Source organism: Streptomyces sp. NPDC002265 (genome assembly GCF_040296125.1).
Classification (GTDB): domain Bacteria; phylum Actinomycetota; class Actinomycetes; order Streptomycetales; family Streptomycetaceae; genus Streptomyces.
In genome coordinates, this window is sequence record NZ_JBEOWS010000004.1 from 58,678 (window position 1) to 81,288 (window position 22,611).

A 22,611-nucleotide genomic window follows, 5' to 3' on the forward strand; every position below is an offset into this window, starting at 1 on the left:
GCCGCGCCGCACGGCCAGGACCCCCGGTTACGCTAGGCCGATGAGCGAGCGACTCCAGCCCGGGGACACCGCCCCCGCCTTCACCCTGCCCGACGCCGACGGCAACGAGGTGTCACTGGCCGACCACAAGGGCCGCAAGGTCATCGTCTACTTCTACCCGGCGGCCCTGACCCCCGGCTGCACCAAGCAGGCGTGCGACTTCACGGACAACCTGGACCTCCTGGCCGGCGCCGGGTACGACGTCATCGGCGTCTCCCCCGACAAGCCGGAGAAGCTGGCCAAGTTCCGTGAGAAGGAGTCCCTGAAGGTCACGCTGGTCGGCGACCCCGACAAGACGGTCTTGCAGGCGTACGGCGCCTTCGGCGAGAAGATGAACTACGGCAAGACCTACATGGGCGTCATCCGCTCCACGATCGTGGTGGACGAGGACGGCAAGGTGGAACGCGCCCTGTACAACGTCCGCGCCACGGGCCACGTAGCAAAGATCATCAAGGACCTGGGCATCTGAGGCCCTGCCCCCGCACCCGCGAAGCGGCCCGTCCCGGACACCCCGGCGCGGGCCGCTTTGCATTTCGGGCGTGACTGTCCGATGAGCCGCTCGTTAATCCGTACGAGTCACGAACGGGTGGCCGGGGGCGGAGGGGGGTCTCGATGGGCGCGAGCGCGTACACCAGGGAACGGCTGGAGGAGGCGGCCCGGGAGGCTCGGACACTGTCCGAGGCACTGGAGAGGCTGGGGGTGGAGCCGAGGGGGCCTACGCGGGGATACCTCCGGGAGCGGATGCGGAAGCTCGGGGTGGATACGTCGCACTTCGAACGTGAGGGGGTGCGATGGACCAGGGAAGTGCTCCAGGCGGCGGTCTCCGCGTCGACGAACATGTGCGAGGTGCTGCGCCGTCTCGGGCTGGAAGTCGTGGGCGGGCATCACACGCACATCAGCCGCAGGATCAGGGCGTACGGGATCGACACGTCGCACTTTCAGGTACCGACCCGGCGCGGCAAGCCATGGCGACCCCGGACCCCCGAGGGGCTACTCGTCGAGCAGTCGGAGGCGGACGCCCGCCGGATCCCCAGCGACCGCCTGAAATGGGCGATGAAGGCCTCCGGCATGCCGGAACGCTGCGCTCTGTGCGGGATCGAGGCGATGTGGCAGGGGCACCCGCTGCCACTCGAAGTCGACCACATCGACGGCAACTGGCGCGACAACCGCATCGGAAACCTGCGACTCCTGTGCCCCAACTGCCATTCGACGACGGACAGTTATCGCGGACGTGGCAAAGGGCGGGTCTCATGAAGGGTGGCACGCAGTACACCCGGGAGCAGTTGGTCAAGGCGGCCGCGCAGTGCTCTGACATCGAGGAGGTCATCGCCTTCTTCGGCACTCGCCCCTACGGCCAGCTCCGCCGCCACCTCTTCCGACGCTTCGAGCACTTCGGGATCGACGTCTCTCATATGCCTCGCCAGAAGCGAAGGAAGGCGACACCCGCCAGGCCGACCACTGACGAGTTGCGTCATGCGGTCGCGGGGGCGACCTCCCTCGCGGACGCGCTCCGCGCTCTGGGAATGGAGCCCTACAACTCCAGGCTGCGCAGCCTGCTCCGCCAATGGGTAGCGGAGGACGGCCTCGACACCACCCATTTCCTGGGGCAAGCGCATCAGCGGAGCAAACCGGGCTGCGTACCACTCAGGCGCGCTGCGGACATCCTGGTCCGGCACGATGGCAGCCGCAGAACGAGGTCCCATCTGCTGCGCCGAGCCCTCCTGGAGGTGGGCGAACCAGAGATGTGCGCCAAATGCGGCGTCGGCCCCGAGTGGCTCGGCAGGCCCATGACGCTGGAGGTCGATCACATCAACGGTGACTGGAGCGACGACCGGCGGGCGAACCTGCGGTTGTTGTGCCCGAATTACCACGCGGTTACCGACACCTGGTGCAGAGGCGGCAGACGCCAACGCGCGTAGCCCAGTAAAGTGGGCCCGGCACTGGCGCCCGTACGCCAAGGGCTGAGCGGCGATCTTTAGGTGGTCGTGTCTGTCGGTTCGAATCCGACCGGGCGCACAAATCGGCCCCTCGTCTTCGTCATCGAAGACGAGGGGCCGTTGTGCGAGCTCAGCCCAACAACTCCCGCACCACCGGCACCAGCCCCCGGAATGCCTTGCCGCGGTGGCTGATCGCGTTCTTCTCAGCCGGGGTCAGTTCCGCGCAGGTGCGGTTCTCGCCGTCCGGCTGGAGGACCGGGTCGTAGCCGAAGCCGTTCGTGCCGGCCGGGGTGTGGCGCAGGACGCCCCGCAGCCGGCCCTCGACCACGCGTTCCGTGCCGTCGGGCAGGGCGAGGGCGGCCGCGCAGGCGAAGTGGGCGCCGCGGTGCTCCTCGGTGATGTCGGAGAGCTGGGCGAGAAGCAGATCCAGGTTGGCCTTGTCGTCGCCGTGGCGGCCGGCCCAGCGCGCGGAGAAGATGCCGGGTGCGCCGCCCAGGACGTCGACGCACAGGCCGGAGTCGTCGGCGACGGCGGGGTGGCCGGTGGCCTGGGCGAGGGCGTGGGCCTTGAGCAGGGCGTTCTCGGCGAAGGTGACGCCGGTTTCCTTGACGTCGGGGATGTCGGGGTAGGCGTCCGCGCCGACGAGGTCGTGGGGCAGTCCTGCGTCGGCGAGGATCGCCCTCAGTTCGGTGATCTTTCCGGCGTTGCGGGTGGCGAGGATCAGGCGGGTCATGGGGACCAGTATCCCGGCCGCGGCCTGGCGGTTCTTACGGTGTGCAGACCTTGGTGAGTTCGCCGGCAGCGTCGGTGACGGGGCCGAGGTCCGGGGTGGTGTCGCCGTTGTCGACGGCGGTGCGGACGTTGCCCACGGCCTTGCGGAGGTCGTCGACCGCCTTGTTGACGTCGGCGTTGTCCGTCTTGTCGCCGATCCTGTCGAGGTTGTTCTCGATGGCGGTGAGGGACTCCCCGGTCCGGGTGGGGTCGTTGGCGGCGTTCTCGACGGCCTGCTGGAGGTCGGTGACGCTGTCGGCGATGGTGTCGGCGGTCTGGACGCAGTCGAGGGCCGTGCCGACGGCGTCGCAGCCGGTGGTCAGACCGGTGGTGAGTGCGACGGCCGCGAGGGCGGTGGCGATGGTGGTGCGGCGGCCTCGGCGTCTGTTCGCGCCCATGGGTGGTTCCCTCCCCTGTCCGGGCCCGAGGGCCCCGTTCCCTTTGCGATACGGGGCGCACGGCGGTGTGCCGTGCGCCCCGTACTCGTAGGGACGCTTCGGGTGAGGGGGAGGTTGCCCGGCGGAGCCGTTCTGCTTGGTGCGTCTTTTACTTTTCGAGGACGGCCTCGAGTGCCGCGCGCTGTGCGGCGGCGAGGTCGATGCAGCCGGAGACGGCGAGGTCGAGGAGGGAGTCGAGTTCGTCGCGGGCGAAGGGCTGGGCCTCGGCGGTGCCCTGGACCTCGACGAAGCGGCCGTCGCCGGTGCAGACGACGTTCATGTCGGTCTCGGCGCGGACGTCTTCCTCGTAGCAGAGGTCGAGCAGGGGCACTCCGGCGACGATGCCGACGGAGACGGCGGAGACGGTTCCGGTGAGGGGCTGGCGGCCGGCCTTGACGAGCTTGCGGCCCTGGGCCCAGGTGACGGCGTCGGCGAGGGCGACGTAGGCGCCGGTGATGGCGGCGGTGCGGGTGCCGCCGTCGGCCTGGAGGACGTCGCAGTCGAGGACGATGGTGTTCTCGCCGAGGGCCTTGTAGTCGATGACCGCGCGCAGGGAGCGGCCGATGAGGCGGCTGATCTCGTGGGTGCGGCCGCCGATCTTGCCGCGGACGGACTCGCGGTCGCCGCGGGTGTTGGTGGCGCGGGGGAGCATGGAGTACTCGGCGGTGACCCAGCCTTCGCCGCTGCCCTTGCGCCAGCGGGGCACGCCTTCGGTGACGGAGGCGGTGCAGAAGACCTTGGTGTCACCGAAGGAGACGAGGACGGAGCCTTCTGCGTGCTTGCTCCAGCCGCGTTCGATGGTGACGGGGCGGAGCTGTTCGGGGGTGCGGCCGTCGATTCGAGACATGGCGCCGAGCCTAGCCGCACAACGGGAGGGGCCCCCTCCCTTACCGGGAAGGGGCCCCGTCCGGGGGGAGGCGGATGCCTCACATCATGTCTTCGATCTCCGCGGCGATGGGGTCGGCGTCGGTGCCGATGACGACCTGGATGGCGGTGCCCATCTTGACGACGCCGTGGGCTCCGGCGGCCTTGAGAGCGGCGTCGTCGACGAGGCTGGCGTCGGCGACCTCGGTCCGGAGGCGGGTGATGCAGCCCTCGACCTCTTCGATGTTCTCGATGCCGCCGAGCCCGGCAACGATCTTCTCAGCCTTGGTGGCCATGTTCCTTCTCCCTGTTACGAACCGCTTTGTCGCAGTAACCCACAGTTGGCCCAACTTTGCGAGCGGTCGTGTCGTGGGTGCCGAATGCTGGTGTTCACGACAACGGAACCGTCCGCGAACTGGTCTACACCACCAGGCGGACGGCCGCCAAACCAGGCCCCCGCCGCGAGGAGCCCGATGAGCGCAGACGCCACGATCAGCCCCGCCCGGCAGCGCTGGAACGGTCTGTTCCAGGGTTTGCAGAAGATGGGACGCAGCCTCCAGCTGCCGATCGCGGTGCTCCCGGCGGCGGGCATCCTCACCCGGCTGGGACAGCCGGACGTGTTCGGGGACGACGGGCTGGGCTGGAGTGATGTCTCGAAGGTGATGGTGGGCGCGGGCGGCGCGCTGCTCGACAGCGCCTTCGGGCTGCCGATGCTGTTCTGCGTGGGTGTGGCCATCGGGATGGCGAAGAAGTCGGACGGGTCGACGGCGCTGGCGGCGGTCGCGGGCTTCCTCGTCTACTTCAATGTGCTGCGCCAGTTCCCGGAGGACTGTGCGGCGGGATCCAGACCGGTCGCCACGGGCTGCCAGTTGACGGACGGTTCGGTGACGGTGTTCGCGTACCAGAATCCGGGGGTGTTCGGCGGCATCGTCATGGGCTTGCTGGCGGCGTACTTCTGGGCGCGCTATCACCGTACGAAGCTGGTGGCCTGGCTGGGTTTCTTCAACGGCCGCCGGCTGGTGCCGATCGTCATGGCGTTCGTCGCGATCGCGTTCGCGGCGCTGTGTCTGTGGGTGTGGCCGCCGGTGGGCGACGCCCTGGAGAGCTTCTCCGACTGGCTGAGCGATCTGGGTTCGTACGGGGCGGGGATCTTCGGGGTCGCGAACCGGGCGCTGCTGGTGATCGGGCTGCACCAGTTCCTGAACGTGCCCCTGTGGTTCCAGTTCGGCAGCTTCACCAAGCCGGACGGCACGGTGGTGCACGGCGACATCAACATGTTCCTGGCGGGCGACCCGACCGCGGGCCAGTTCACCTCGGGTTTCTTCCCGATCATGATGTTCGCGCTGCCGGCGGCGGCGCTGGCGATCACGCACTGCGCACGGCCGGACCGGCGCAAGGAGGTCGGGGGCCTGATGCTGTCGGTGGCGCTGACGTCGTTCGTCACCGGGATCACGGAGCCGCTGGAGTACTCGTTCATGTTCGTGGCGCCGCTGCTGTACGTGTTCCACGCGCTGTTGACGGGTGTGTCGATGGCGGTGACCTGGGGGCTGGGGGTCCACGACGGGTTCAGCTTCTCGGCGGGACTGATCGACTACGTCATCAACTGGAGCCTGGCGACCAAGCCTTGGCTGATCGTGCCCATCGGCCTGGGCTTCGCCGCCGTCTACTACGCGGTCTTCCGGTTCGCGATCAAGAAGTTCGATTTGAGAACTCCTGGGCGGGAACGCGAAGATGAAGTGGAAGATGTCACAAAGGTGTAGACGTCGCTTTTGTCACAAAGCCCCCGGACCGACGGTCCGGGGGCCTTACTTTTGTCCGGTATGGAAGGGATCGCCGCCCTCGACGAGCACCACGAGTAGCGATCCGGTAGCTGGATTCACGGGTTCCTTAGACGGTCCTTAATCGGCTATAACTGGTCTACACCACTGAGTGGTGTAGACCATCCCCTTGATGGAGGAACGCTATGAGCACCGCCACCGCAACGGCGGCCCCCGCAAAGAAGCGGGGATCCGGCCTGTTCCAAGGCTTGCAGAAGGTCGGTCGCAGCTTGCAGCTGCCGATCGCCGTCCTTCCGGCGGCGGCCCTTCTGCTGCGCGCCGGGCAAGCGGACGTCCAGGAGAGGTTCCACATCCCCGCAGACGTCGCGAAGGTGTTCGCCGGCGCCGGCGGCGCCCTGCTGGACAGCTCCTTCGGGCTGCCCCTGCTCTTCTGTATAGGCGTGGCCATCGGCTTCGCGAAGAAGGCCGACGGCTCGACAGCGCTGGCGGCCGTAGTCAGCTTCCTCACCTACTACGCGGTGATCCACCAGTTCCCGATCGAGGAAGGCCACGACGGCGCCACCTACACGGCTACCGGCGCGTTCGGCGGCTTCTGGCAGAAGGGCACCGAGGCCGCGCAGACCGCGACCTTCCAGAACCCAGGTGTGCTCGGCGGCATCATCCTCGGCCTGTTGACGGCCGTGCTGTGGCAGCGCTACCACCGCAAGCAGCTCGTCGACTGGCTCGGCTTCTTCAACGGCCGTCGGTTCGTGCCGATCATCACCTCCCTCGTCGGCACCGCACTGGGCATCCTGGTGGTCCTCGGCTGGCAGCCCATCGGTGACGTCATCACCAACTTCGGTGAGTGGATGACCGGCCTCGGCTCCTTCGGGTCGGCTCTCTTCGGCCTGATCAACCGCGCGCTGATCCCGATCGGCATGCACCAGTTCGTGAACTCCGTGGCCTGGTTCCAGCTCGGTGACTTCACCAACTCCGCCGGCACCGTCGTCCACGGCGACCTCCCGCGCTTCTTCGCAGGTGACCCCCACGCGGGTATGTTCATGACCGGCTTCTTCCCGATCATGATGTTCGGTCTGCCCGCCGCCGCCCTGGCTATGGCGCACTCTGCCCGTCCCGAGCGCCGCAAGGCCGTGCTGGGCATGATGACGTCGCTGGCGCTCACCTCGTTCATCACGGGTGTGACCGAGCCGATCGAGTTCTCGTTCATGTTCATCGCCCCGGTGCTGTACGCGCTCCACGCCGTTCTCACCGCGCTCTCGATGGCCGTCACCTGGGCGCTGGGCATGCACATGGGCTTCGGCTTCTCGGCCGGTGCCACCGACGTCCTCATCAACTGGGGCATCTCCACCAAGCCGTGGCTGCTGTTCCCTGTCGGTCTGGTCTTCGCGGCGATCTACTACGTCGTCTTCCGCTTCGCGATCACCAAGTTCAACCTCCCGACCCCGGGCCGCGAGCCCGAGGAGGAGATCGAGGACCTCACGAAGGCGTGAGTCCCCGCTGAACGGCAGAAGGCCCCCGGAGCACTGTGGCTCCGGGGGCCTTCGTCATGTCGTGGGACCTGCCCGGCAGTTCGTCACGCCGTGGGCTGCGCGGCCGCGGGGCGTGGAACCCCGTAAAGCACTCGGGAGGTCTCGGGACCTAGATGTCGTACGCCATCCTCGGCGCCGCCAGTTCCAGCGGTCCGTCGTACGCCGCTCGGGCGTCGGCCAGGTTGATCGCGGGGTCCGTCCACGGCGGCACATGGGTCAGCACCAGGCGGCGCACGCCCGCGCGGGTCGCGATCTCGCCTGCCTCGCGGCCGTTGAGGTGCACGTCGGGGATGTCCTCCCGGCCGTGGGTGAAGGCGGCCTCGCACAGGAACAGGTCGGTGTCCCGGGCGAGTTCCGTCAAGGCGTCGCTGACTCCCGTGTCGCCCGAGTACGTCAGCGAGCGGCCGCCGTACTCGATACGGATGGCGTACGCCTCCACCGGGTGGGCCACCCGCTCGGTGTGCACGGTGAACGGGCCGATCTCGAACGTGGACGGCTTGACCGTGTGGAAGTCGAAGACCTCGCTCATCGACGAGGCGGTGGGGGTGTCGCCGTAGGCCGTGGTGAGGCGGTGCTCGGTGCCCTCGGGCCCGTAGACCGGGATCGGGGCGCACGGGCCGCCGTCGTGGCGGTAGTAGCGCGCGACGAAATAGGCGCACATGTCGATGCAGTGGTCGGCGTGCAGATGACTCAGGAAGATCGCGTCGAGGTCGTAGAGACCGCAGTGGCGCTGCAACTCTCCGAGGGCACCGTTGCCCATGTCGAGAAGCAACCGGAAGCCGTCGGCCTCGACGAGGTAGCTCGAGCAGGCCGATTCCGCGGACGGGAACGACCCCGAGCAGCCGACGACGGTGAGCTTCATAAAGCAGAAACCTCCGCTGGCGGGAATACTGGGAAAAGGGGTGACGGGGGTCGTGCGGTCCGTCGAGCGTAAGGCGCAAAACCGTCGGTCGCTCCTCCGCCAGGGGCCGTTGTGGGCGAACTCACCCGTGGTGTCACCGGATCGGCTGGAAGCGGAGCCCGGGGGCGTAGGGGCAAGGCGCGCGGCGGGGATTGCGCGCCGGTAACGTCGTCGTATGGACACGTCATGGTGGCTGGCGCTGGCGGCGGTGGTACTGCTCGCGCTGGTCGCCGTGCTGGTCGACGGCTGGGGGCGCAGCGGCAGACCGGCCCGGCGCCGCAGCCGTCCACCGGGGCGGCCGGGACAGCCGGGGCGCGTGGGCGGTGCGGGGCGGCCGCGGCCGGCGGAGATCTGGTGGGCGAGCGTGCCGTACGAGGACCGGCCCGGAGGCAAGGACCGGCCGTGTCTGGTGCTGTCGGTGCGCGGGCGGCGGGCGACGGTCGCGAAAATCACCAGCAGGTACCACGACGAGCGGGCCGGGGTGATCCCGCTGCCGCCGGGTGCGGTCGGGGACGCGCAGGGGCGGACGAGTTTCCTGGAGACGGACGAGTTGCGGCAGGTGCCGCTGATGGACTTCCGGCGTCGGGTGGGCGTGGTGGACCCGGCCCTGTGGGACCAGGTGCGGCACCTGGCCGGCTGAGGAGCGCTCGGCCTCGCGGGCTCAGCGCACTGTCACGGTGACGGTCCATTCCTCGACGCTCTTGCAGGACATCCGGCCGGGGCCGGTGTGCTGGGCGCACACCGGGCGGGAGGAGCCGAGTTCCGCGTCTCCGGTGGCCACCGCGTCGTAGGCGGCGACGGCGTCGCCCGGCAGGACGGCGATGCCCGGGTTCGCGGCCTTCAGCGCGCCGCCGCTCGCCGTGACCGGGGTCCAGGGCCGTTCCCTGGTTCCGTCCAGGGTGAGGCGGATCTGGCCGCCCGCCGTCAGACAGACGGCGCGGCCGTTGTCGGCGGCGGTGAGTTCCACGTGGGATGTGCAGGCCGGTGACCCGGACGGGGTCGCGGGCGCCGACGCGCCCGGCGGCGTACTCGACGGCGCACTCGGAAATGCGTCCGAGGGCTTACCCGCGGACGTGTCCGCGGACGGGGACACCGTCGAGGCGCCGCCCGTGCCCCCGTGCTGCGCGCCGCAGCCCGCGAGGAGGAGCGTCGCCGTGGCGACCGTGGTGACCGTCGTGCGGTGGAGCGTCGTACGGCGCATGGGGTGACCGCCTTTCCGCCGGGACCGGTGCCTGGTGCAGATGTGACGTTCCACCCGCACATCCGGATCCCGGAAGGGCCCCGGCCGTGTCGCACGGCCGGGGCCCCCGCTCAGCGGTACGGGAGGGTCAGCTGGTCGTGACGGCGGTGTCGTCCACGACGAAGCTGGTCTGGAGGGAGGAGTCCTCCGCGCCGCTGAACTTGATCGTGACCGTCGAGCCCGCGAAGGAGGACAGGTCGAAGGTCTTCTGGGTGTATCCCGTGGCCTTGTTGAGGTTCGAGTACGTCGCCAGGGTGGTCGATCCGGCGGTGACCGTCAGCTTGTCGTACGCCGAGCTGGTGCTGGTCTCCGCGGTGTCGATGTGCAGATAGAAGGTGAAGCTCGCCTTGCAGCCGGAGGGGATGGTCACCGACTGGGACAGGGTGTCGGTGTGGGTGGAGCCGTAGCCGTCCAGCCAGGCCTTGTAGGAGCCGGCGTGGGCCGCCTCGCCGGAGTCGGTGGTGATGACTCCGCTGCTCGCGGTCCAGGTGGTGTTGCCGGACTCGAAGCCCGGGTTGCCGAGCAGCTGGGCGGAGGTGCAGGTGCCGCCGCCCGAGGTGCTGACGGTCCAGGTGAAGGAGGCCGATCCGGAGGCTCCGGTGGAGTCCTTCGCGGTGACGGTGGTGCTGTAGGTGCCCGCGGTGGACGCCGTGCCGGAGATCAGGCCGGTCGAGCTGCTGATGGACAGGCCGGTCGGCAGGCCGGTCGCGCTGTAGGTGAGGGTCGCGCCGGCGCTGTCGCTCGCGGATATCTGGAGGCTGACCGAGCTGCCGGTGGCGGTCGACTGGCTGCCCGGGTTGGTGACGGTCACCGTGTTGCCGGTGCTGGTGCCGGAGGCGAAGGCGGTGGTGCCGTTGGGGGTGCCCCAGCCGGTCGGGCCGTCGTAGCCGGTGCCCGCGGTGCAGAAGTACGAGGTGGAGCAGCTGCCGTTGCTGCCGCTGGTGACGTCGTACAGGTTGGAGGTGTGGGAGTAGGGGTACTTCGCCGGGTAGTCGCTGGAGCCCGGGGTGCCCGCGAGGGCGTAGACGCCGGCGATGATCGGCGCGGAGGCGCTGGTGCCGCCGTAGACCGCCCAGCCGGAGCCGCCGTAGGTGTCGTAGACCGCCACGCCGGTGGCCGGGTCGGCGACCGCGGAGACGTCGGACTCCATGCGCTTGGTGCAGCCGGTGTCGGTCTGCCAGCTCGGCTTGGGGTCGTAGGCGGAGCAGCCGGAGCCGGTGCCCTCGCTGCTGGAGGTCTTCCACACGGACTCGGTCCAGCCGCGGCTGTTGGAGGACGTGGACAGCGCGGTGCCGCCGACGGCGGTCACGTACTGGGAGGTCGCCGGGTACTCGGCGCCGTAGTCCTCGTCGCCCGAGGAGACGGTGATGGCGACGCCCGGGTGCTTGAAGTAGGAGGTGTCCTCGCTGGTCTGGGAGGAGGACTCGCTGCCGCCCCAGCTGTTGGAGACGAACTTGGCGCCGAGCGCGACGGCTTCGTTCTCGGCGGTGCCGAGGTCGGAGTCGTTCGCGGAGGTGGCCTCGACCAGGATGATGTTGCAGTTCGGGCAGACCGCGCTGACCATGTCGATGTCGAGGGCCTCTTCACCGGCCCAGCCGCTGTCGTTGGTCGGCAGCGAGGTGGTGGAGCCGGTCTGGCTGACCTGCTTGAAGCAGCCGTTGGCCTTGGTGCAGGCCGAGAGGCCGTACGTCGAGCGGTAAGTGGCCAGGTCCGACTCGGCGTTGGGGTCGTTGTAGGCGTCGACGACGGCGACGGTCAGCCCGGAGCCGCCGGTCGAGGGCAGGTTGTAGGCGCTGTGCAGGTTGGCCGGGCTCAGGCCGGAGGGCGCGGCGGCGGCGAGGGCGGCGGACAGCTGCTGCTTGATGTCGGTGCGCCGCTGGGCGAAGCAGGACGCGTGGCCGGGCTCGGCGGTGGCGCAGAGGTGCTCGGTCGGCACCTTCTGGCCGGCCTTGCCGGTCGCGTGGACGGCCTGCCGCTCGGGGGCGGTGAGGGCCTTGGCGTTCTGGGTGGTGTGGGAGGTGGCGGGGACCGCGGTGGCGGTCTGGGCTCCGGCCGCGGGGGCCGCCATGAGGCCGGCGACGGTGAGGGCGAGGGCCGGGACTGCTGCGGTCAGGAGTCTTCGCAGGCTCGGTCGCCGCTTGCTCGGGCGTGACTCACGCATGGGGTACTGCCTCCATCGGGAGTGGGGATCTCGACTTGGGTGGCAGGCTTGTGACGCGCGTAGCGGCGGCTCAAAGCGCGGTCATGAGCATGACACTTACAGCATCGACTCACGTCATCGACATGACGCTTGGAACACTTGGAACGCTTCGAACGCTTGGAACACCTTCGGCGCCCCGCCCTACCCGGATGAGCTAGGCATGACAAGGCGCGGGCAGACCGTAGCCCGCCCGGGGAGGGGCCGGGCAGGCCCGGAGGGAGATCTTTGCCGCCTCATAACGCGCCTTAGCCCCCTCATGAGAGGGGGTTGGCGCATCGATGAGAAGGACTATGCCCAGAGCTGGCCGTGGAGGGTCTCGATGGCCTGCTCGGTGGTGGCCGCGGTGTAGACGCCGGTGGAGAGGTACTTCCAGCCGCCGTCGGCCACCACGAAGACGATGTCGGCGCTCTCGCCCGCCTTGACCGCCTTGGTGCCGACGCCGATCGCGGCGTGCAGGGCGGCACCGGTGGAGACGCCCGCGAAGATGCCCTCCTGCTGGAGGAGCTCACGGGTGCGGGTGACGGCGTCCGCAGAGCCGACGGAAAAGCGGGTGGTCAGGACGGAGGCGTCGTAGAGCTCGGGGACGAAGCCCTCGTCGAGGTTGCGCAGGCCGTAGACCAGGTCGTCGTAGCGCGGTTCGGCGGCGACGATCTTGACGTCCGGCTTGTGCTCGCGCAGGAACCGGCCCACGCCCATCAGGGTGCCCGTGGTGCCGAGGCCGGCCACGAAGTGGGTGACGGAGGGCAGGTCGGCGAGGATCTCGGGGCCGGTGGTGGCGTAGTGGGCGCCCGCGTTGTCGGGGTTGCCGTACTGGTAGAGCATCACCCAGTCGGGGTGTTCGGCGGCCAGTTCCTTGGCGACACGCACGGCGGTGTTGGAGCCGCCCGCGGCCGGGGAGGGGATGATCTCGGCGCCCCACATGCCGAGCAGGTCCCGGCGCTCCTGGGAGGTGTTCTCGGGCATGACGCAGACCATGCGGTAGCCCTTGAGCTTGGCCGCCATGGCCAGGGAGATGCCGGTGTTGCCCGAGGTGGGTTCGAGGATCGTGCAGCCGGGAGTGAGCCGGCCGTCCTTCTCGGCCTGCTCGATCATGTGCAGGGCGGGACGGTCCTTGACCGAGCCGGTGGGGTTGCGGTCCTCCAGCTTGGCCCAGATACGGACGTCGGCGGACGGCGACAGCCGCGGCAGGCGCACCAGAGGGGTGTTGCCCACCGCGGCCAGCGGGGAGTCGTAGCGCATGGGTGCCCGAAGACCGATCAGGCCATGCCGCCGGCGACGGCCGGCAGGATCGTGACGTTGTCGCCGTCGGTCAGCTTGGTGTTGATGCCGTCGAGGAAGCGGACGTCCTCGTCGTTGAGGTAGACGTTGACGAAGCGGCGCAGCTCGCCGTTGTCCACGATGCGGGCCTGGATGCCCGCGTGGCGGGTGTCGAGGTCGGCGAACAGCTCGGCGAGGGTCTCCCCGTTGGCGTCGACCGCCTTCGCGCCGTCGGTGTAGGTGCGGAGGATGGTGGGGATGCGGACCTCGATGGCCATGGCTGAGGGCTCCTGTCGGGAGTGGCGGGTTCGGTGGGCGCGCGGCGGTGCCGGGCGTGGTGGCGCGGATCGGGCGCCGCGGCTCACGGGCCGTACGGCGGCAGGGGTCGGCGTCAGCAGGGGTCGGCGTCAACAGATGGCGCTGGCGAGCCTGCACAGGTCGACGTGCAGCCGCGCCACGAGCAGTGCGCCCGGCGTCTTCTCGCTCACGTCGTACAGAACCATGGGCTCATCGTATCGATTCCCGGTCCGGATTCCGGAGTGTCATCCCACATGACGGACTTTTTTCGACCGAGGGGCGAGATCAGTAGGCCTCCACGACCTTGACCTCCTCCTCCGTCACCTCTCCTTCGACGATCCGGAAGGAGCGGAACTGGAACTCTCCGGCGCCGTCGGTGTCCGCGGTGGAGACGAGGACGTAGTGGGCGCCGGGCTCGTTGGCGTAGGAGAGGTCGGTGCGGGAGGGGTAGGCCTCGGTCGCGGTGTGGGAGTGGTAGATGATCACCGGCTCCTCGTCGCGGTCGTCCATCTCGCGGTAGAGCTTGAGCAGGTCCTGGGAGTCGAACTCGTAGAACGTGGGCGAGCGGGCGGCGTTCAGCATGGGGATGAAGCGCTCGGGGCGGCCTTCGCCCACCGGGCCCGCGACGACGCCGCAGGCCTCGTCGGGGTGGTCCTGGCGCGCGTGGGCGACGATCCGGTCGTACAGGTACTGGGTGATGGTCAGCATGCCGGTCAGGATAGACAGACGGACCCTGCCGTACCGAAGAGTGGTACGGCAGAGCCCGTATGCCGGACGCCCTGAGCGGCTGCCACGAGGGGCGCCACGAGTGCTCCCCGCGGCCGGACGTCCTGGGAGGGTGGTCAGCCCACGTTCTCGAACTCCGGGGCGCGGCGCTCGGCGACCTGGGGGTTGCGGGCCTTGACGACGTACCAGCCGACGGCGAGGGCGGCGGCCCAGCCGGCCATCACGTAGAGGCAGACGCGGGAGTCGGCGTCGAAGGCGATGAGGCCGGTGACGAAGAGCAGGAACGCGATGGCGACGTAGCTGAACTTGGCGCCGCCGGGTGCCGGGAAGGAGGAGGCGGGCAGCCGGCCGGCGTCGACGGCGCGGCGGTAGAGGACATGGCTGATCAGGATCATCAGCCAGGTCCAGATGCCGGCCGCGGTGGCGACGGAGGTGACGTAGCCGAAGGCCTTCTCCGGGACGACGTAGTTGAGGACGACGCCGATGCCCATGAAGAGCATGGAGACGGTGATGCCGATCGCCGGGGTCTTGGTGGCGGAGAGCCGGTTGAAGACCTTGGGGGCCTCGCCGTTGTCCGCGAGGGTGCGCAGCATCCGGCCGGTGGAGTACATGCCGGAGTTGCAGGAGGACAGGGCGGCGGTCAGGACGACGAAGTTGACGATGCCCGCGCCCGCCGGGATGCCGATCTTCGCGAACGCCTCGACGAAGGGGCTGACGCCGGGAGCGAACTCGGTCCACTTCACCACGCAGAGGATGACGGTGAGGGCGCCGACGTAGAAGAGGGCGATGCGCCAGGGCAGGGTGTTGATCGCCTTCGGGAGGGTCTTCTCGGGGTTCTCGGACTCGCCCGCGGTGACGCCGACGAGTTCGACGGCGAGGTAGGCGAACATGACGCCCTGGAGGGTCATGAGGGAGGAGCCGATGCCCTTGGGGAAGAAGCCGTCGAACTGCCAGAGGTTGGCGACCGAGGCGGTGTCACCGGCGGAGCTGAAGCCGAAGGTGAGGACGCCGAGGCCGATCACGATCATGCCGATCAGGGCGGTGACCTTGACCATCGAGAACCAGAACTCGATCTCGCCGAAGAGCTTGACGGAGATCAGGTTGGCCACGAACAGGACGACCAGGAAGACCAGTGCCGTCACCCATTGGTGGATGGACGGGAACCAGTAGTTGACGTAGATCGCGGCGGCGGTGAGCTCCGCCATGCCGGTGACGACCCACATCAGCCAGTAGGTCCAGCCGGTGAAGTAGCCGAAGAACGGGCCGAGGAACTCTCGGGAGTACTCCGCGAAGGAGCCGGAGACGGGGCGGTAGAGCAGCAGCTCGCCCAGTGCCCGCATGATGAAGAAGATGATCACGCCGGCGAGGGCGTACATGAGGATGAGACTGGGGCCCGCCTTGGCGATGTTCGCCCCGGCGCCGAGGAAGAGCCCGACACCGACGGCTCCGCCGATCGCGATCATCTGGACCTGGCGGCTGCCGAGCCCGCGCTCGTACCCCTCTTCGGGGGTGCTGTCCTTGTCGACCTGTACCGAGGTCATGTGTGGTGCGCCTTTCTCCATGCCGACCCAGGCCTTTTGTCGGCCTCGGATCGGGTTGCGATCCCCCCGGATGTATGGAGCGAGCGGGCTCGGGGCTCTCCGAGTCCGCTCCGTGCCTGGCCGACGGTCGTCGGCTCGGTGGCGCACCCGGCGGGGGCATGGGTGGTCCTCGCCGGGCGGTCGTGAAGATTTATCACGCCCCTACTCTTGATCGTCGGGGCGATTTGTGGCGCAACGCACAGGTAGAAGCGGCCAAAGGGTGCACAAAGTGGACACAGTCGGCCGCTGGGGTAATGCGATCGTTATCCGGATTTGAGCGTCCGCTGAGCGAACGCCCGGCCGGGCGGATCAGGGCAGGAGGGTGGACACGAGCGTCTCCTGGAGCCCGCCCAGCCAGAGATAGGCCATCACCATCGGCTTGCGCGGGTCCTCGTCCGGGAGGCGGTAGAGGAGGTCGGTGTCGTCCTCGTCGGTGATCTCCAGCCGGGCGCCGATCGCCAGCCGCAGGTCGTTCAGGGCGCTCAGCCACTGCCGGGACTCGCCGGGCGACAGCTTGAGCACCGCGCCGCTGTCACCGGCGGCGGAGGTGAGCGCGTCCAGGGTCCGGATCACCGCGAGCGCGTTCTCGCGCTTGCCGGCCCGCAGGTCGTTCTCGGTGTACCGGCGGAACTCGGCGGAGTGCGCCCGCTGCTCCTCCGCCTCCTCGGGTCCCGGGGCGGCCTCCGGGTCGCCGTAGGCGTCGGGGAAGAGCCGTCTGAGGACCGGGTCGGCGGGCGGCTCGCTGGGGCCCTCGGCGAACAGCTCGGCGAGCGGGTCGGCCGAGGCGTCCTCGGCGGGGCCGGGGCCGATGAGTTCCAGGAGCTGGACGGTCAGCGAGCGGATGATGGAGATCTCGACGTCGTCGAGGGCGACGGCCGCGCCGCCGCCGGGGAGCGGTTCGAAGTGTCCTGGCATGGAGGCGATTCGCTACTTCCGGTCCTGCTGGAGGGTGGCCCACAGACCGTAGCCGTGCATGGCCTGCACGTCGCGTTCCATCTCCTCGCGACTGCCGCTGGAGACGACCGCCCGGCCCTTGTGGTGGACGTCGAGCATGAGCTTGGTGGCCTTGTCCTTGGTGTAGCCGAAGTACGACTGGAAGACGTACGTCACATAGCTCATCAGGTTGACCGGGTCGTTGTGGACGATCGTGACCCAGGGGACGTCGGGCTCGGGTACGGCGAAGACCTCCTCCGCCGACTCGGTGCGTTCGATCTCCAGGGGTGCGGGTGACGTCACAGAGCCCATGCTGCCACCCGAGGGGGGTGGTCGCACAAACAGCCCGCCCGGGGCACCCCGAAACTGAAATCGTCAAACTGACGAAATGGGGGTACGATCCGGGCCATGGACGTAGCGGACCTTGGGCTGCCGGTGGACGTTCCCTCTACCGCGCTCTTCACCGACCAGTACGAACTGACCATGCTCCAGGCCGCGCTCAAGGCGGGCACCGCCGAGCGGCGCAGCGTGTTCGAGGTGTTCACGCGCCGGCTGCCGGAAGGGCGGCGCTACGGCGTCGTCGCGGGCACCGGGCGCGTGCTGGACGCGATCGAGAACTTCCGCTTCGACGCGGACGTCATCGCCTTCCTGCGCGAACGCGCCGTCGTGGACGAGGCGACCCTGGCCTGGCTCGCCGCCTACCGGTTCTCCGGTGACGTGTGGGGCTATCCCGAGGGCGAGGTGTACTTCCCGGGCTCGCCGATCATGCGGGTCGAGGGCACCTTCGCGGAATGCGTGCTGCTGGAGACGGTGATCCTGTCCGTCCTCAACCACGACTCGGCGATCGCGGCCGCCGCCTCCCGGATGTCCTCCGCCGCCCGGGGGCGGCCGCTGATCGAGATGGGCGCCCGGCGCACCCACGAGCTGGCCGCGGTCGCCTCGGCGCGCGCCGCGTACGTGGGCGGTTTCAGCTCCACCTCCGACCTGGCGGCCGGTTTCCGCTACAACATCCCGACCGTCGGCACCTCCGCCCACGCCTTCACCCTGCTGCACGACCGGGAGCGGGACGCCTTCCAGGCACAGGTCGCCTCACTGGGCCGGGGCACGACGCTGCTGGTGGACACCTACGACGTCGCCGAGGCGGTCCGTACGGCGGTCGAGATCGCCGGGCCCGAGCTGGGCGCGGTACGCATCGACTCCGGCGACCTGCTGTTGATGGCGCACCGGGTGCGCCATCAGCTCGACGAGCTGGGCGCCGCCGACACGAAGATCATCGTGACCTCCGACCTGGACGAGTACGCGATCGCCTCGCTGGCGGCGTCGCCGGTGGACGCGTACGGCGTCGGTACGCAGCTGGTGACCGGGTCCGGGCACCCGACCTGCTCGATGGTGTACAAGCTGGTCGCCCGCGCCGGTTCCACCGACCCGAAGGCGCCTCTGCTGCCGGTGGCGAAGAAGTCCGGCGGCGGCAAGACCTCCATCGGCGGCCGCAAGTGGGCCGCGCGGCGGCTGGACGCGTACGGGGTCGCCGAGGCCGAGGTCGTCGGCACCGGAGCGGTGCCGCCCGAGCTGCTCGACCGGCGGCTGCTGGTCGATCTGGTCAAGGGCGGCGAGGTCGTCGCCCGCGAGCCCCTGGACGCCGCACGCGACCGGCACCGGGCGGCCCTGGCCGGTCTGCCGCTGTCGGCCGCCCAGCTGTCCCGGGGAGAACCCGTCCTTCCTACGGAGTACGTCCACGGACGGTCGGGTAGCTAGAGCGAGTGCCCGCACGCACGCCCCCGGCCGCCCCCTCCCGTACGGCCCGCGAAGTCTCTAGGCTCGGAACTTCCCGGCCGGGTTCCTGTCCCGCACCGTCCCCCGACCGCTCCCCCGATCCCTCGCCCGTCCTCCACCACCGTCCCCTCCCCCACCGCGATCCCACTGCCGAAGGACATCCGCCATGCGCCGCGCCCTGATCGTCGTAGATGTGCAGAACGACTTCTGCGAGGGAGGCAGCCTCGCGGTGGCCGGGGGTGCCGACGTCGCCGCCGCGATCACCGAGCTGATCGGACAGGCTCCCGCCGGCTACCGGCACGTGGTGGCCACCCGTGACCACCACATCGCGCCCGGCGGCCATTTCGCCGACAACCCGGACTTCGTCCGCTCCTGGCCCGCGCACTGCGTCGCCGGTACGGAGGGGGTGGGCTTCCACCCGAACTTCGCGCCCGTGGTCGCCTCCGGGGCGATCGACGCCGTGTTCGACAAGGGGGCGTACGCGGCGGCGTACAGCGGCTTCGAGGGCGCCGACGAGAACGGGGTGCCGCTGGGCGACTGGCTCAGGGCGCGCGAGATCGACGAGGTGGACGTGGTGGGCATCGCCACCGACCACTGCGTACGGGCCACCGCCCTGGACGCCGTACGGCAGGGCTTCCGCACCCATGTGCTCCTCGACCTGACCGCCGGGGTGGCCGAGGAGAGCACCGGCCGGGCGCTGGAGGAGCTGCGCGCGGCGGGGGTGGAGCTGACCGGCAAGCCGGTCGTCTGAGTCGGCGGGCCCGTCAGACGGGAGCCGTCGGCTGTCTGAGCAGGGCACGGATGGGGTGCCACAGCTCCGGCGGGGTGACCTCGCCGCAGGGCGTCTTGCGCCATATCAGGCCGTCGGGATGGTGCAGGACGGCGGTGATCTCGTCCGGTGTCGGCGGGGCCGCGTTGCCCCGCAGGTAGACGGCGCGCATTCCGAGGTTGCGCAGCCTGGTCAGGGCCCGGGCACGGTTGCGGGCGTGCACGAGCACCCGGACACCGGGCGAGCCGTCGGCGTCGGGGCTGGGCAGGTTCAGCGCCACCACCACCATGCCGTCCGGCAACTTGCAGAAACCTCCCACAGCCATGCGGTCACACCCCCGTGTGCATCGGTGTCAATAAGAAATCCACAGCACGCACCTAAACACGATCGGCGGCAACCCGCCAAGGGGTTGCCGCCGATACGCCTGTGACCTGCTAAAACGCGATCTACTTGTGGGACGGGGTGACCACGAGCTTGATCGTCGAGCCGCTCAGCGGCTGCTGGACGATCGTGATCCGGGTGTTGGTGTCAGTGATCTTGACACCGGCGTACGGGTTCGACGCGTCGTAGTACGTCGAGCGGCCGTCGTCGAAGACCGGGACCCCGGCCTGCGACTTGATCTTGGTGGCGACGTCGGCCTTGTGCAGCGTGACGGCGTCGGTCGGGTACCAGCCGAACGGGGAGTCGTAGGCCTGGATGCGGTTGCGCATCAGCGTGCCGTCCGCCCACTTCAGCGGCTTCGGGTGCGAGTCGATCGGCAGGATCAGGCCCGTGCCCGGGTGCGCGCTGGTGTTGTCGTCGACCTGGGAGGTGTCCCACTTCCAGATCAGCAGACCGGTCTGGTAGCCGTAGTGCTCCACCCAGTCCGGACGGGTCGTCGAGAAGCCGAAGTTGTACGGACCGGTCTTCAACTGCTGGTCGTACGACACGTACTGGCGGTTCTCGGCGATGTAGTACTGGTCGTAGTCGTCCGTGACGGACGCGCCGACGCGGGTGAAGCCGGCCGCCGTCCAGGCCGCGTCCGCGGACTCGGCGTTGTCGGAGAACACCGTGGCGCCGTCGGCGGTCAGGGTGATCTCGTCGGCCGTGAAGCCCTTCAGCGCCGCACCGCCGTCGGTCTGGTAGCGGAAGCGCAGGTCGACCTTCTTGCCCGCGTAGGCGTCGAGCGGGAACGTCAGCTTCTGGTACGCGGCCACCGAGCCGGTGAGGGCGGGCTTGCCGCTGCCGTCACGCGGGATGGCGGTGCCGTCGGCCAGGGTGCCGTCGACGGGCGTCCAGTTGGCGCCGCCGTCGGTGGAGACCTCGGTGTAGAGGTAGTCGTAGTCCTGCTCGATGTCCCACCAGCCGTCGAGGGTCAGGCTCGCGGACGCCTTGCCGGTCAGATCGACCGAGCGGGTCAGGGTGTTGTGCAGGTCGTTGCCGCTGCCGCTCCACCACTGCGTGGCGCCCTGGGCCGGGGTGACGACGTCCGTGGTGACCGTCTTCCTCGGCAGCTGGACCACGAGGGCCTGCGGGTTCTTGGTGTTGTACTCCGCGACGCCCAGCGTGTGCGCGGACAGCTTGCCGGCCTTCGCCACGTCGTAGTCGAGCCAGCCGAGCTGGAGCTTGTCCCAGGCGTTCATGTCGCCGGGCAGGTCGCCGATGGCGTTCTTGCCGGTGCCGAGCCAGGAACCGGACGACATCAGCGTCCAGAAGCCGGTGGAGTTCTCGCCGCCCGCGGTGTCGTACTCGTCGGGCAGGCCGAGGTCGTGGCCGTACTCGTGGGCGTAGACGCCCAGGCCGCCGTTCTCCGGCTGGATGGTGTAGTCGCCGACCCAGATGCCGGTGTCACCGATCTGCGTGCCGCCGAGCTTGTTGGTGTCCGGGCCGGTGGAACCGGCGTCGGTGCCGAAGGCGTACCAGCGGTGCGCCCAGATCGCGTCCTCGCCCTGGGCGCCGCCGCCCGCGGACTCGTCCTCACCGGCGTGCACGATCTGGAAGTGGTCGATGTAGCCGTCGGGCTCGTTGAAGTTGCCGTCGCCGTCGTAGTCGTAACGGTCCCACTGGTCGTACTGGGCCAGCTCGGTCCGGATCTGGGCGGCGGTGTCGCCGGCGGCCTCGCGCTGGGCGACCCAGGCGTTGACGCCGTCCTGCACCGCGTACCAGGCGCCGGTGGGGGCGTCGTTGGAGCCGTAACGGGCCTCGTTGTAGGGGACCTTGACCCAGTCGGTGACCTCGCCGTCGACCGAGTAGCGGCCCGAGGACTGCTTCTCGTAGTACTTCTTCAGCGACTCGGTGTTCTTGCCGGTGCCGAAGTACAGGTCCTGGAAGTGCGCCTGGTTGTAGTCCGCCTGCCAGGCGGTGCTGTTGTCCTTGGCGCGGTCCGGCGCGGCGATCTGGTTGTGGAGCGGGCCCGCGGTGCCGCCGTAGCGGCTGTCGACCTGGTCGCCGAACTCCACCAGGATGGTGAAGATCTTGTCGGTCTTCTCGCGGCCGAGCTCGACGTACTTGCTGCCGCCCTGCTTGCCCTTCAGCTGGACGACCTGCGAGCCGTTGCGGTCCTTGACCGTGGCCCGGCCGGATATGACCTGCTGGAGAGCCTCCTTGCGCTGCGCGTCCTGAGTCTTGCTCAGGGGGCCGTCGAAGTCGTGCTCCTTGCTCTTGACCGGCTGCGGATCGTGCCGGTCCACCGCGGGGCTTCCCGCGGACGTGCTCTCCGCGGCCTGCGCCACCGCGAAGGTCGAGAACGTCACCGAGGCCGCCGCTAGGGCGACGACCGTGGCGGCCGCTCTGAAGGTCCTGGGTCTGCTGCTCACTTGATGTCCTCCCCTGACGCAACCGACCGCGCGGAAGGGGGGCCTGTTCAGGACAGGAAAGGTCCGCGCACGGTTAAACGCGTGTAGTCAAGTGACGTCATTTGACTACTGGTTTACGAGAAAAGACAGACCTTGACTTGAGCAGGACAACTGCACTATGCGAAGCAGGAGTTCGTATTACGGACATGGCGCCGTAACACAACAGGCGCGCGCGTCGGCCCACTTGGCGGACTCCATGACTCCGTGCGCCCCCCGTGCACCAGCGCTGTCGGTTAGGTCACGCTTACCGTTCGTTCCGCTCGGGCATGCAGCCGATTAGAGTCGACTGGCGGAAGGCCAGGAAGTCGGCGGAATGCCAGGCCGCTACCCCTCTGACCCACTTTCTCATCCGAGGACACGATTGCCATGCCTCGTCCGACTGCCGCACAGCTCGCCTACGGTTCCTCCACCGTGATCTTCTCGACGCTCGCCATGCTGCTGCTGTCACAGACGAGTTCGGGCCTGGGGATCGCGGTCATCGCCCTCGCGGCACTCGCGCTGGGGCTCCTGGTCTCGATGACGGTCCCGCTGCCGAAGTCGCGCGCCGCGGCCTCGGCCGCGACGCACGCGGACGCCGCGGCCCCGGTCTCGCCCGAACTCGTCGAGACCGCCCACGGCGTTCAGACCGTCGCGGCCGTCGAGGCGGTCGAGGAGCGGGTGCCGACGGCCGGCTGACACAGGAGTCGCCCCAGGACGCCGTGTCGAACAGGGCGAGGCTGCCGCCGGCCGCGACATTGCCGTCGTCG

Annotated in this window: 26 protein-coding genes and 1 tRNA gene; 11 read left to right on the plus strand and 16 right to left on the minus strand. The window is 69.3% G+C overall.

The window, feature by feature from the left end; genetic code table 11:
- Positions 1-40 precede the first annotated feature (40 nt).
- The 4 genes from bcp to ABT085_RS01530 all read left to right on the plus strand — a co-directional run bounded on the left by bcp (position 41) and on the right by ABT085_RS01530 (position 2,055).
- Positions 41-508, plus strand: a complete 468-nt coding sequence (gene bcp / locus ABT085_RS01515; RefSeq protein ID WP_351600348.1) for a thioredoxin-dependent thiol peroxidase — start codon at positions 41-43, stop codon at positions 506-508.
- A gap of 143 nt (positions 509-651) precedes the next feature.
- Positions 652-1,293, plus strand: coding sequence for an HNH endonuclease signature motif containing protein (locus ABT085_RS01520; protein ID WP_351600350.1), 642 nt, complete (start codon positions 652-654; stop codon positions 1,291-1,293).
- Positions 1,290-1,958, plus strand: a complete 669-nt coding sequence (locus tag ABT085_RS01525) for an HNH endonuclease (RefSeq protein WP_351600352.1) — start codon at positions 1,290-1,292, stop codon at positions 1,956-1,958. Before ABT085_RS01520 ends, ABT085_RS01525 begins: the two co-directional genes overlap by 4 nt.
- Positions 1,959-1,982: 24 nt before the next feature.
- Positions 1,983-2,055: transfer RNA gene (locus ABT085_RS01530), tRNA-Leu, on the plus strand.
- Positions 2,056-2,106: 51 nt separating this feature from the next.
- On the opposite strand, the gene rdgB is transcribed toward ABT085_RS01530, so the two are convergent.
- The 4 genes from rdgB to ABT085_RS01550 all read right to left on the minus strand — a co-directional run bounded on the left by rdgB (position 2,107) and on the right by ABT085_RS01550 (position 4,344).
- The gene (rdgB, locus tag ABT085_RS01535; RefSeq protein WP_351600353.1) at positions 2,107-2,709 is read right to left on the minus strand and encodes an RdgB/HAM1 family non-canonical purine NTP pyrophosphatase; all 603 of its coding nucleotides are present in this window, start codon (positions 2,707-2,709) and stop codon (positions 2,107-2,109) included.
- 34 nt (positions 2,710-2,743) lie between these two features.
- Positions 2,744-3,145: a hypothetical protein gene (locus tag ABT085_RS01540; protein WP_351600355.1), complete on the minus strand. Its 402-nt coding sequence runs from the start codon at positions 3,143-3,145 to the stop codon at positions 2,744-2,746.
- Positions 3,146-3,293: 148 nt separating this feature from the next.
- Positions 3,294-4,031 (minus strand): ribonuclease PH, encoded by a 738-nt coding sequence (gene rph, locus ABT085_RS01545; protein ID WP_351600357.1) that lies wholly within the window; start codon positions 4,029-4,031, stop codon positions 3,294-3,296.
- 79 nt (positions 4,032-4,110) lie between these two features.
- Complete coding sequence (locus tag ABT085_RS01550) at positions 4,111-4,344, minus strand: PTS sugar transporter subunit IIB (protein WP_152892847.1); 234 nt, start codon at positions 4,342-4,344, stop codon at positions 4,111-4,113.
- A gap of 177 nt (positions 4,345-4,521) precedes the next feature.
- Between ABT085_RS01550 and ABT085_RS01555 the strand changes: the two genes are divergently transcribed.
- Together ABT085_RS01555 and ABT085_RS01560 are read left to right on the plus strand one after the other, a co-directional pair.
- Positions 4,522-5,808, plus strand: a complete 1,287-nt coding sequence (locus ABT085_RS01555; protein ID WP_351600359.1) for a PTS transporter subunit EIIC — start codon at positions 4,522-4,524, stop codon at positions 5,806-5,808.
- A 203-nt stretch (positions 5,809-6,011) separates the two neighbouring features.
- Entirely contained in the window at positions 6,012-7,316 is a 1,305-nt protein-coding gene (locus tag ABT085_RS01560) for a PTS transporter subunit EIIC (RefSeq protein WP_351600361.1), read from the plus strand.
- Between the two features lie 148 nt (positions 7,317-7,464).
- On the opposite strand, the gene ABT085_RS01565 is transcribed toward ABT085_RS01560, so the two are convergent.
- Complete coding sequence (locus tag ABT085_RS01565; RefSeq protein ID WP_351600363.1) at positions 7,465-8,217, minus strand: MBL fold metallo-hydrolase; 753 nt, start codon at positions 8,215-8,217, stop codon at positions 7,465-7,467.
- A gap of 214 nt (positions 8,218-8,431) precedes the next feature.
- Here ABT085_RS01565 and ABT085_RS01570 point away from each other — a divergent pair, with 214 nt between their 5' ends.
- Entirely contained in the window at positions 8,432-8,896 is a 465-nt protein-coding gene (locus ABT085_RS01570; RefSeq protein ID WP_351600365.1) for a type II toxin-antitoxin system PemK/MazF family toxin, read from the plus strand.
- A gap of 21 nt (positions 8,897-8,917) precedes the next feature.
- Here ABT085_RS01570 and ABT085_RS01575 read toward each other — a convergent pair whose 3' ends face one another.
- Positions 8,918-9,223, minus strand: a complete 306-nt coding sequence (locus tag ABT085_RS01575; RefSeq protein WP_351600367.1) for a hypothetical protein — start codon at positions 9,221-9,223, stop codon at positions 8,918-8,920.
- On the opposite strand from ABT085_RS01575, the gene ABT085_RS01580 reads away from it, so the two are divergent.
- Complete coding sequence (locus ABT085_RS01580; RefSeq protein ID WP_351600369.1) at positions 9,213-9,464, plus strand: hypothetical protein; 252 nt, start codon at positions 9,213-9,215, stop codon at positions 9,462-9,464. The two genes, ABT085_RS01575 and ABT085_RS01580, sit on opposite strands and share 11 nt — an antisense overlap.
- A gap of 120 nt (positions 9,465-9,584) precedes the next feature.
- Here ABT085_RS01580 and ABT085_RS01585 read toward each other — a convergent pair whose 3' ends face one another.
- From ABT085_RS01585 to clpS, 8 genes are all read right to left on the minus strand, one after another.
- On the minus strand, positions 9,585-11,657 hold the full coding sequence (locus tag ABT085_RS01585; RefSeq protein ID WP_351600371.1) for a putative Ig domain-containing protein: 2,073 nt from the start codon (positions 11,655-11,657) through the stop codon (positions 9,585-9,587).
- Positions 11,658-11,984: 327 nt separating this feature from the next.
- Complete coding sequence (locus tag ABT085_RS01590) at positions 11,985-12,935, minus strand: PLP-dependent cysteine synthase family protein (protein WP_351600373.1); 951 nt, start codon at positions 12,933-12,935, stop codon at positions 11,985-11,987.
- A gap of 17 nt (positions 12,936-12,952) precedes the next feature.
- Entirely contained in the window at positions 12,953-13,231 is a 279-nt protein-coding gene (locus ABT085_RS01595; protein WP_351600375.1) for a MoaD/ThiS family protein, read from the minus strand.
- A gap of 129 nt (positions 13,232-13,360) precedes the next feature.
- Complete coding sequence (locus ABT085_RS01600; RefSeq protein WP_238427166.1) at positions 13,361-13,456, minus strand: putative leader peptide; 96 nt, start codon at positions 13,454-13,456, stop codon at positions 13,361-13,363.
- 79 nt (positions 13,457-13,535) lie between these two features.
- Complete coding sequence (locus tag ABT085_RS01605) at positions 13,536-13,958, minus strand: M67 family metallopeptidase (protein WP_351600379.1); 423 nt, start codon at positions 13,956-13,958, stop codon at positions 13,536-13,538.
- A 134-nt stretch (positions 13,959-14,092) separates the two neighbouring features.
- A complete protein-coding gene (locus ABT085_RS01610; RefSeq protein ID WP_351600381.1) occupies positions 14,093-15,517 on the minus strand; it encodes an amino acid permease in 1,425 nt (474 codons plus the stop codon).
- Between the two features lie 348 nt (positions 15,518-15,865).
- Positions 15,866-16,471, minus strand: a complete 606-nt coding sequence (locus ABT085_RS01615) for a DUF2017 domain-containing protein (RefSeq protein WP_351600383.1) — start codon at positions 16,469-16,471, stop codon at positions 15,866-15,868.
- A gap of 12 nt (positions 16,472-16,483) precedes the next feature.
- Positions 16,484-16,801, minus strand: a complete 318-nt coding sequence (gene clpS, locus ABT085_RS01620; protein ID WP_152892859.1) for an ATP-dependent Clp protease adapter ClpS — start codon at positions 16,799-16,801, stop codon at positions 16,484-16,486.
- Positions 16,802-16,897: 96 nt separating this feature from the next.
- On the opposite strand from clpS, the gene ABT085_RS01625 reads away from it, so the two are divergent.
- A complete protein-coding gene (locus ABT085_RS01625) occupies positions 16,898-18,244 on the plus strand; it encodes a nicotinate phosphoribosyltransferase (protein ID WP_351600385.1) in 1,347 nt (448 codons plus the stop codon).
- A 184-nt stretch (positions 18,245-18,428) separates the two neighbouring features.
- Entirely contained in the window at positions 18,429-19,013 is a 585-nt protein-coding gene (locus ABT085_RS01630; RefSeq protein WP_351600389.1) for an isochorismatase family protein, read from the plus strand.
- Between the two features lie 13 nt (positions 19,014-19,026).
- Here the strand turns inward: ABT085_RS01630 and ABT085_RS01635 are convergent, their stop codons facing one another.
- Both ABT085_RS01635 and ABT085_RS01640 read right to left on the minus strand, forming a co-directional pair.
- Complete coding sequence (locus ABT085_RS01635) at positions 19,027-19,356, minus strand: hypothetical protein (protein ID WP_351600391.1); 330 nt, start codon at positions 19,354-19,356, stop codon at positions 19,027-19,029.
- Between the two features lie 121 nt (positions 19,357-19,477).
- Positions 19,478-21,826 (minus strand): immune inhibitor A domain-containing protein, encoded by a 2,349-nt coding sequence (locus ABT085_RS01640; protein WP_351600392.1) that lies wholly within the window; start codon positions 21,824-21,826, stop codon positions 19,478-19,480.
- A gap of 405 nt (positions 21,827-22,231) precedes the next feature.
- On the opposite strand from ABT085_RS01640, the gene ABT085_RS01645 reads away from it, so the two are divergent.
- Positions 22,232-22,540, plus strand: a complete 309-nt coding sequence (locus ABT085_RS01645; RefSeq protein ID WP_351600394.1) for a hypothetical protein — start codon at positions 22,232-22,234, stop codon at positions 22,538-22,540.
- Positions 22,541-22,611 lie beyond the last annotated feature (71 nt).